Origin of the sequence: Oscillibacter valericigenes (assembly GCF_016902445.1) — a bacterium.
Taxonomy (GTDB): domain Bacteria; phylum Bacillota; class Clostridia; order Oscillospirales; family Oscillospiraceae; genus Oscillibacter; species Oscillibacter avistercoris.
Genome location: NZ_JACSNX010000041.1, coordinates 1 through 7,670, shown reverse-complemented (window position 1 = coordinate 7,670; position 7,670 = coordinate 1). Strand labels below are relative to the sequence as shown.

The 7,670-nt window shown below is 58.5% G+C and carries 4 protein-coding genes; 2 read left to right on the top strand and 2 right to left on the bottom strand.

What is annotated here, in order from left to right; all coding sequences use genetic code 11:
• The first annotated feature begins 136 nt into the window (after positions 1-136).
• On the top strand, positions 137-2,941 hold the full coding sequence (locus H9X91_RS13760) for an S-layer homology domain-containing protein (RefSeq protein ID WP_204805824.1): 2,805 nt from the start codon (positions 137-139) through the stop codon (positions 2,939-2,941).
• A gap of 73 nt (positions 2,942-3,014) precedes the next feature.
• Here H9X91_RS13760 and H9X91_RS13755 read toward each other — a convergent pair whose 3' ends face one another.
• Complete coding sequence (locus tag H9X91_RS13755) at positions 3,015-3,602, bottom strand: hypothetical protein (RefSeq protein ID WP_204805822.1); 588 nt, start codon at positions 3,600-3,602, stop codon at positions 3,015-3,017.
• 305 nt (positions 3,603-3,907) lie between these two features.
• Between H9X91_RS13755 and H9X91_RS13750 the strand changes: the two genes are divergently transcribed.
• Positions 3,908-4,387 carry a hypothetical protein gene (locus H9X91_RS13750; protein ID WP_204805820.1) on the top strand — a complete coding sequence of 160 codons (480 nt, stop codon included), beginning with the start codon at positions 3,908-3,910 and terminating at the stop codon, positions 4,385-4,387.
• Positions 4,388-4,459: 72 nt separating this feature from the next.
• On the opposite strand, the gene H9X91_RS13745 is transcribed toward H9X91_RS13750, so the two are convergent.
• On the bottom strand, positions 4,460-7,670 hold a 3,211-nt coding region (locus H9X91_RS13745; protein ID WP_204805818.1), incomplete at its 5' end, for an S-layer homology domain-containing protein.

The window sequence follows — 7,670 nt, the reverse complement described above, 5'->3', positions numbered from 1 at the left end:
GGGGAAATTGCTACCAGAAACCGCTTGCTTCGAGCTGAATATCAATCGATTTCTGTCAAAAATGTTGAGATACGTACTCTTCTGGCGAAAAAGTTGGAAAGGCGACGGCGAAAACTCAAAAGGAGGAGAAATCCGAATGAAGAAGTTCCTTTCTCTGGTGCTTGCTCTGGTGATGACCATGTCTCTGGTCACCGTCAGCGCAGGTGCCGAGGACTTCGCAGATGACGGTGAGATCACCTACAAGGAAGCTGTAGATGTGATCTCTGCTCTCGGCATCGTCGATGGCTACAGCGACGATTCCTTCCGTCCCGATGGAGTCCTGACCCGTGGTGCGGCTGCCAAGATCATCTGCAACCTGATCCTGGGCCCCACCACCGCTGAGGCGCTGAGCGCCGGCACCGCTCCCTTCAAGGACGTGCCCGTCACCAACACCTTTGCTGGCTACATCACCTACTGCTCTCAGCAGGGCATCATCAGCGGCTATGCCGACGGCACCTTCCGCCCCACCGGCACCCTGAGCGGCAACGCGTTCATGAAGATGCTGCTGGGTGCTCTGGGCTATGACAGCTCCATCGAGGGCTACACCGGCGCCAACTGGACCGTGAACGTCATCAAGCAGGCCGTGGGCATTGGCCTGGATGATGGCAACGACAACTTTGTGGGCTCTCAGGCCGTCACCCGTGAGGAGGCCGCCCTGTACGCCTTCAACATGCTGAACGCCACCATGGTGGAGTACGATCAGCAGAACACCATCGTGGTCGGCGACATCACCATCAACACCACCTCCAGCCGGAAGGACCGCGCCAACACCACCGATTCTGACGGCAATATTGACCGGGATCGTCTGATGCAGTTTGCCGAGCTGTACTTCACCGACCTGAGCAAGCGGAGCGGCACCACCGACGAGTTTGAGCGTCCCTCCACCACCTGGCGGCTGAAGTCCCAGACCATCGGCACCTATGCCGATGAGGCGGATGTCACGTACACCTCTACCGTGAAGGTGGGCGACATCTACTCCGATCTGGGCCTGGACGACGGCATCGATGATTCCGACGTCACCCTGTATGTGGACGGCAAGGACGTGACCAGCACTTGGGGCGCTGGCGACATTGTCCGCGGCAGCCGTGTGAATGCCACCGCTTCCGGCAACGGCGCTGTGACCCAGGTCTTCTATGACGAGGACGCTGACACCATCACCATCGTGGTTGTCAACACCTATGTGGGCAAGGTCAGCTCCGTTCGCAACGCTTCCTCTACCCGCGACGCCTATGTGACCCTGGACGTGGGCGACAGCTTCACCGGCCCTGGCGGCACCTATGACACGGACGAGTTTGACAAGGACGACATCGTCTACTACACCTACTCCTACAAGACTGGCGAGAAGTGCATCGAGTCTATGGGCCTGGCCGAGTCTGTCACCGGCACCATGAGCCGCTACACCACCGAGGGTTCTGTGACCGTGGCCGGCACCAAGTATGACGCCAATGTGAAGTCCGCTGACAACATCAAGCAGATGGCCTCTACGGTTGATCGCAGCGAGGACGTCACCGTCTATCTCGATCCCTATGGCTACGGCCTGTATGTGGATGCTGACACCTCTGTGGAGTACGCCGTGGTTCTGAACTACACCGCCCAGGCCGGCGACTTCAACGACACCGCCAAGGCCAAGCTGCTGTTCACCGACGGCACCACCGCCACTGTGGAGGTTGATGTTTCCGCTATTGATACGAGCGGCACATTTACTACTCCCACTGGTGGTAAGCTAAGCAAGTACGACATCGTGTCCTATAGCATCGACAGCGATGATGTCTATGACCTGAACCTGGTGGCCGATTCTCAGGCTGGCAAGGCCGGCGGTTCCTTCAGCCTGAACAATGGCAGCAATACCTTCAGCATTACCGACGGCAACAAGGCTAATGTGAATGGCAGCAAGAATACGACCGCTGCGGACGGCAAGACCATCTTCCTGGTGGCCGACACATCCGGCGACAAGACCACCTACAGCGTGTATGAGGGCTTCGCCAACGTGCCCACCATCAAGCACAACGGCGGCACCGCCGGTGCCGTGGCCGTGTTCATGGACAGCACCTCCAATGGCTCTCCCGCCACTGTGGTCTTCATCGAGAAGAACGATGACATGACCATGATCAGCGACAACGAGGATGTCATCTACATCAAGGGCAGCAATGATCTGCAGTCCTACACCTCTGATCTGGGCTACTTCTATGAGTATGACGCCTTCATCAATGGTGAGGAGGGTGTTGTCAGAACCTCTGACCAGTACAAGTATGACGCGCTGGTGTATGGCCCCATCTACAACGAGAAGGGCATCATGACCGGCGCCCAGAGCCAGGCCAGCGCGGGTGCGAACACCTATGCCGGCAACGGCAACGTGAGCAACCTGGTCGGCACGGATTCTGTGACCAATGACGTCATCAAGCTGGGCAACAAGCACTTCGCTTACACCAGCGATGTGAATACCTACTTCATCGACGTGGATGGCAACCTGGAGGCCAGCGACATCACCGCGATTGCAAAAGATGACACTGATCAGGTCTTCGTCAAGACCAATGACAAGGGCCTGCTGACCGACGTGTATGTCAAGGTCGTGGATGAGACTGAGACTGTCAACCCCGGCGCCGGCACCTTTAGTGCTGTTATGGGCAAAGGCACCTCTGCTGGTAACCTGACACTGACAGTTTCTTCCACCGATACCACTGACAACACCACGACCTTCACTGCTAAGATCTATGCGTTCGCCCTGGCGAGCGGCAAAGACACTGCCGTGGAAGTTGGCACGGTCGGCACGCAGACTCTGAGCAGCGGCACCTTCAAAGTGGCCCCCGCCATCACCGGTACTGTGGGTACTCAGGTCTACTATGCTGTGGTCACTATGTCCAGCGGTGAAGTGGTAACCACCAGCACCATTATCGGCGGCTAATTCGTTTGAGGTTTTTCAAACGACCATGAAAGCCTAAAAGCCCCCCCGCACCTTTCGGTGCGGGGGGCTTCTTTTACCTCCTGAATCCGTAAATCTGAATACTGGACCCCTCCAGGATCCGGTAGGCGACGCCGTTGAACCACAGCCCCAGCGTGTCGATGTGCGTGGCGCCGGCGCCCAGCTCCACCGTGCGGACCCCGGCAAACCCCGGGTTCGCCACAATGGACGTGGCCCCCATCTGCAAAATGTAGAGCTTCGGCAGCTCCGGCAGAAAAATCAGCTCGTTGACGCCGAAGTTCTGCCGGGCGGGCTCGTTGACCATGGGCACCTGCCCGCACTCCGTCTCCGTCCCGTTGATATGCACATACACCCACTGGTCCGTGTTGCCCTTCAGATGCGGGCAGAGCAGCAGCTTCTGGTACTTTGTCAGGTCAATGCCGCTCAGGTCGATGTCCCACTTTTGGGTCTCCGCCTCCACGGTCAGGTCCAGCAGCCTGACCCACAGGTCCCCTGAGGCCCTTGCGGTGGTCTCAGCCGCGATGGCGTCGGCGTTGGCCTTCAGGGCCGCGTCGGTCTCCCGGTTGTCGCTGTTAAAATCTTCCATCAAAATCCGGTCGGTGGGGTCCCACTGACACAGTTGGTAATTGGCCGTTTGGTTCAAAAAACATTCCTCGTTTCGTATCAATTTACAGGGCGGCCCGGCAGGGGGAACGCCGGGCCGCCGCAGGGGCGCCGGGACTTGAAAAATGCTCCCGCGCCGGAGGCAGCTCCTCCGCTTTGCCCTACACTCCTGTGGAGTGTAGGGCAAAAGTTGCACGTCTCCATGCACCGGAAAAAATTTTTCTGCTGCACTGCCGGATGCAACTTTTCCCCGCACTACCGGAGGTAGTGCGGGGAATGTTCCGCCGCCCGGAGGCTTTGGCCGTTTGCCCTCCGGGCGGCAGGCCCCGTGAAAGGGGGATGTTTTTGAATCAGACAGCAAACTATGGCCTCAGCCAGTGGGACCTCACCGACCGGATCCTGATGGAAGATTTTAACAGTGATAACAGCAAGATCGACGCCGCGCTGGCGGGGCTGGACACCCGGGCGGCGGCGCTGGAGGATGAGTTGGGAGAGAAGGGAAACTGCCAGTTGTATTTTGACATGTATACCGGCAACGGAACCAGCGGTGCGGGAAACCCCACTGTGCTCACCTTTCCGCGGGAACCGCTGCTGGCCCTGGTGGCTGGCGCGGGCACACTGCTGATGGTGAGCCCCCAGATCAGCCGGTGTGTCTTCACCAGTTACGACACCAACTTCCAGCCCTCGAATATGCACATCACATGGAGTGGCAGTCAGGTGTCCTTTTACTCCAACGGCACAGCCAGCGGCGTGAACAACTCGGCAGTGCAGATGAACGGCAATAACCAGACCTATGTGGTGCTGGCCCTTTTCAAAGAGGATTGACAAGAAGACCCCCGGGCTTTCGCCCGGGGGTCTTCTCTTGCGCGATGGTCAACTTGTGATCAGAAGTTCTGATTAAACCGCGAAGTACCGGGAATCAGTGGTCACGGAATCCATCACGTTGCCGTTGGCGTCAACAATCTTGATCACCAGATAGTAGTTGCCGCTCTCGGGAATGAACACGCCGGAAGCAGTCACCTTGTCGATGCTGTTCACGGGAGTATCGGAACCCAGGTTGTTGCAGCCAGTGAACACGCTGTCGTCCACCATAGCGTTACCCTCGCTGTCGTTCTGCTTCCACAGCTCGACCAGAGCGGAGGAGCCTGCGGGCAGATCGCCGGTGCCGACCAGATCGGCTTCCAGCCACTGATCAGAGCCGCTGGAGCCCTTGCTCACATTGGTAACACCGGTCAGCTTGAAGCCATAGCTGGCGTCAGAGCCGGGGTTGTAGCCGGGATCCTTGGAGGTATTGTGCAGAACGATGACAGAAGCCACATCGTCGTCGAAGATGACGTTGACAGTGCCGTTGAAGTTGTCGTTGACACGCTTCAGGGCGGTGCGCAGGCCGTCGATGCCCTCCAGGCCGTCAACAACCTCGTCATAATCGCCGGAGCCGCCGGCCTTGGCGTTGATGTAGACCACCTTTACATCGGGACGGATGGAGAAGCCATTCCGGGCGTTGTCCTTGATGACATACAGGGAACCGCTCTCATAGTACAGCTCATCGTCATCAGCGTCACCGTCGAAGTCATTGCTCAGGGTCTCGGAGTAGACCTCAATATCATCGGTGCCGCTCAGGACAGCAGGAACAGTGCTCAGCGTGGGCACATCCTCAACACGGCGGACGGTGCCGTCAGCGTTGTAGTACACGCGGACCCAGTTGCCCTGAGTCATGTCAGCGCTGTTGAGCACGTTGATGGAATCATCCACATACTCCAGTTCGGTGACCTTGCCGTCGATCAGGACGTCACGGAACCAGTGATGGTTGCCGTCCTCGTCGGTGTAGGTCTCCTGGCTGATGCTGTCAGTGTGGACATAGGCATAATCAGAGGAAACGCCCTGATCCTCGCCGATGACCACAACGCCGATCAGCCAGCTGTCGTCATCCCACAGCGGGAAGACCTCGTCGGCCACATAATAAGAAGCGGTCTCGTTCTTATCAGCGGTCTTATTGTTTACGCTCAGCGCATCGATGTCCACATTGCGGACGCCGGTGACAACAGACTCCACATCGTCGATGACAGTGACCACAACATCGTCATCACTGGCGACCTCAGTAGTGACGTTGGCAACAGAGGTGTTGATGTACACGGTCTCGTCATTGCCGAAGACGTACTTGCTGGTGCCGACCTTGAGATCGATGTTCTTCTCGTTCATCGTGATGCCGCCAACCACCTGGTCGTTATCCATCGCGGTCTGGTTGTCGACATTGCGCAGGGTGTACACGCCGTTGCGGTCCACGGTGTAGGTGTACCACTCGTTCACGTTAGCGAAGGAGGTAGTACGACTAGTGGGGGCGGTGTTCTTCCAGGTCTTATCCTTAGCGTCGGTATTGAAGTTCACACCGGCAGCCTTGGTGTCGCGGGCGTCGATCTCGATGGTTTCGATGGTGCCGTCCAGGAAGATGGCGGTGGCATCGTAGTTGCGGTTGGTCAGGTTGCTGTAGTTCTCGTCCACACCGGTGATGAAGACGTACTGCTTCTCAGCATCCACTTCCTCAACGCCAGCCACGTAGCCGTACTGATCCAGATACACATTGTAGGTGGTATCCTTCAGGTTCACGGTGCCGTTGCCAGTGTAGATGATGAGGGCGTCCTCGTCATAGGCAGCGGCGTCGTTGTAGCTGTAGCGGGTGCCGCCGGTGGTCAGGTTGCCGCCGCGGCCGCTCTTGAACCCAGTGATGGTAACCTCAGACATGACCTCAGGATCAGCCACGGTCTGAATGGCGCCGTCAGCCACGGTGACCAGAACGACATCGCCGTCCACATAATCCGCGACAGAGATATCCTCGTCCTTCACTGTGAAAGGCTCGTTGTTAAACTTAACCACGCTAGGATCAGGGTCCGTATCGCTGGTATCCTTCACATAGATATCCTTGGCGATATTCTTCGCGTCGATGCCCCAAACATCGAAGTCAATGGACTCATCCCGCTCGTCATAGTCACCATCGGCCACGGCCAGATAGGTGTTGATGACCGCAATGGTGACCTCGCCGTCAGAGCCGGCGTTGGGATCCACGAACACCTGGGTCAGAACGCCGTTGCCGGTCTCGCCCACGCTGTCGCGGTTGCCGCGGACAAATCTGCCCTCGGTGAAGTAGGCGTTGCTCAGGTAAGCCTCATTGTCCTCGATGGCCTCCACGCCGTCCACATAGATGTAGAAGTCGGAGTCAGCAATGGTGCTCTTGCCCAGCAGGTCATACAGCTCTTCGCCGGTGACCTTCTCAGTGTACTCGGCCACCAGCAGATCGAAGTCCACATAGGTGCCGATGTCACGGTTCTTCCAGCTCCAGGTGCGGGCGGGACGGCCGAAAGCGTCGGTGTCGTGGTCCAGCTCCAGGTCGGGCTGATACCGCTCGGCGAACTCCACGGTGTAGTCGCCAGCCTGGTTGTCCTTGGTGTCGTCGATGCTGGTGGCAGCGCCGGCGATGCTGGAGGTCACGTAGGTGGGCTTGGAGGCGCCAATGGCAACGGTAGCACCGTTGACAACAACGTTGGTGCCCTTGCTGTCATACTCCACCAGGGTGGTGCGCAGAGCGTTGGCGGCGTACAGGCAGGCCTCCTCACGGGTGGCGGCACGGGAGCCCACAAAGTCGTCGTTGCCAGTGGTCAGACCGATCTGGGTGGCGCGACCGGCCACGTTCACGGTCCAGTTGGTGCCGGTGTAGCCCTCGATAGAGCTGTCGTAACCCAGAGCGGTCAGCAGCATCTTCAGGAAGGCAAAGCCGGTCAGGGTGTTCTGGGGACGGAAGGTGCCGTCGGCATAGCCGTCGATCAGGCCGGACTCCACGCAGTAAGCGATGTAGCCTGCGAAGGTAGAGCCCGCGGGAACATCCTTGAAGGGAGCCGCGGAGGTGCCCAGAGCCTCAGCCGTGGTCTTGCCCAGCATCATGCAGGCGATGATCTTGGCGGCAGCGCCACGGGTCAGAGTGCCCTGGGGACGGAAATCACCATCGGAATAACCGTCGATGATCCCCATCTCGGACATGACGTTGACAGCTTCCTCATAGGCTTCGCCGCTGAGGTCGGCGCTGTCACCGAAGTCCTTGGCGCCGGCGCTGACGGTG

What these genes read in the sequence shown, in the direction of transcription:
- H9X91_RS13760 (WP_204805824.1), top strand. Translation starts at nt 137, where the DNA reads ATGAAGAAGTTCCTTTCTCTGGTGCTTGCTCTGGTGATGACCATGTCT.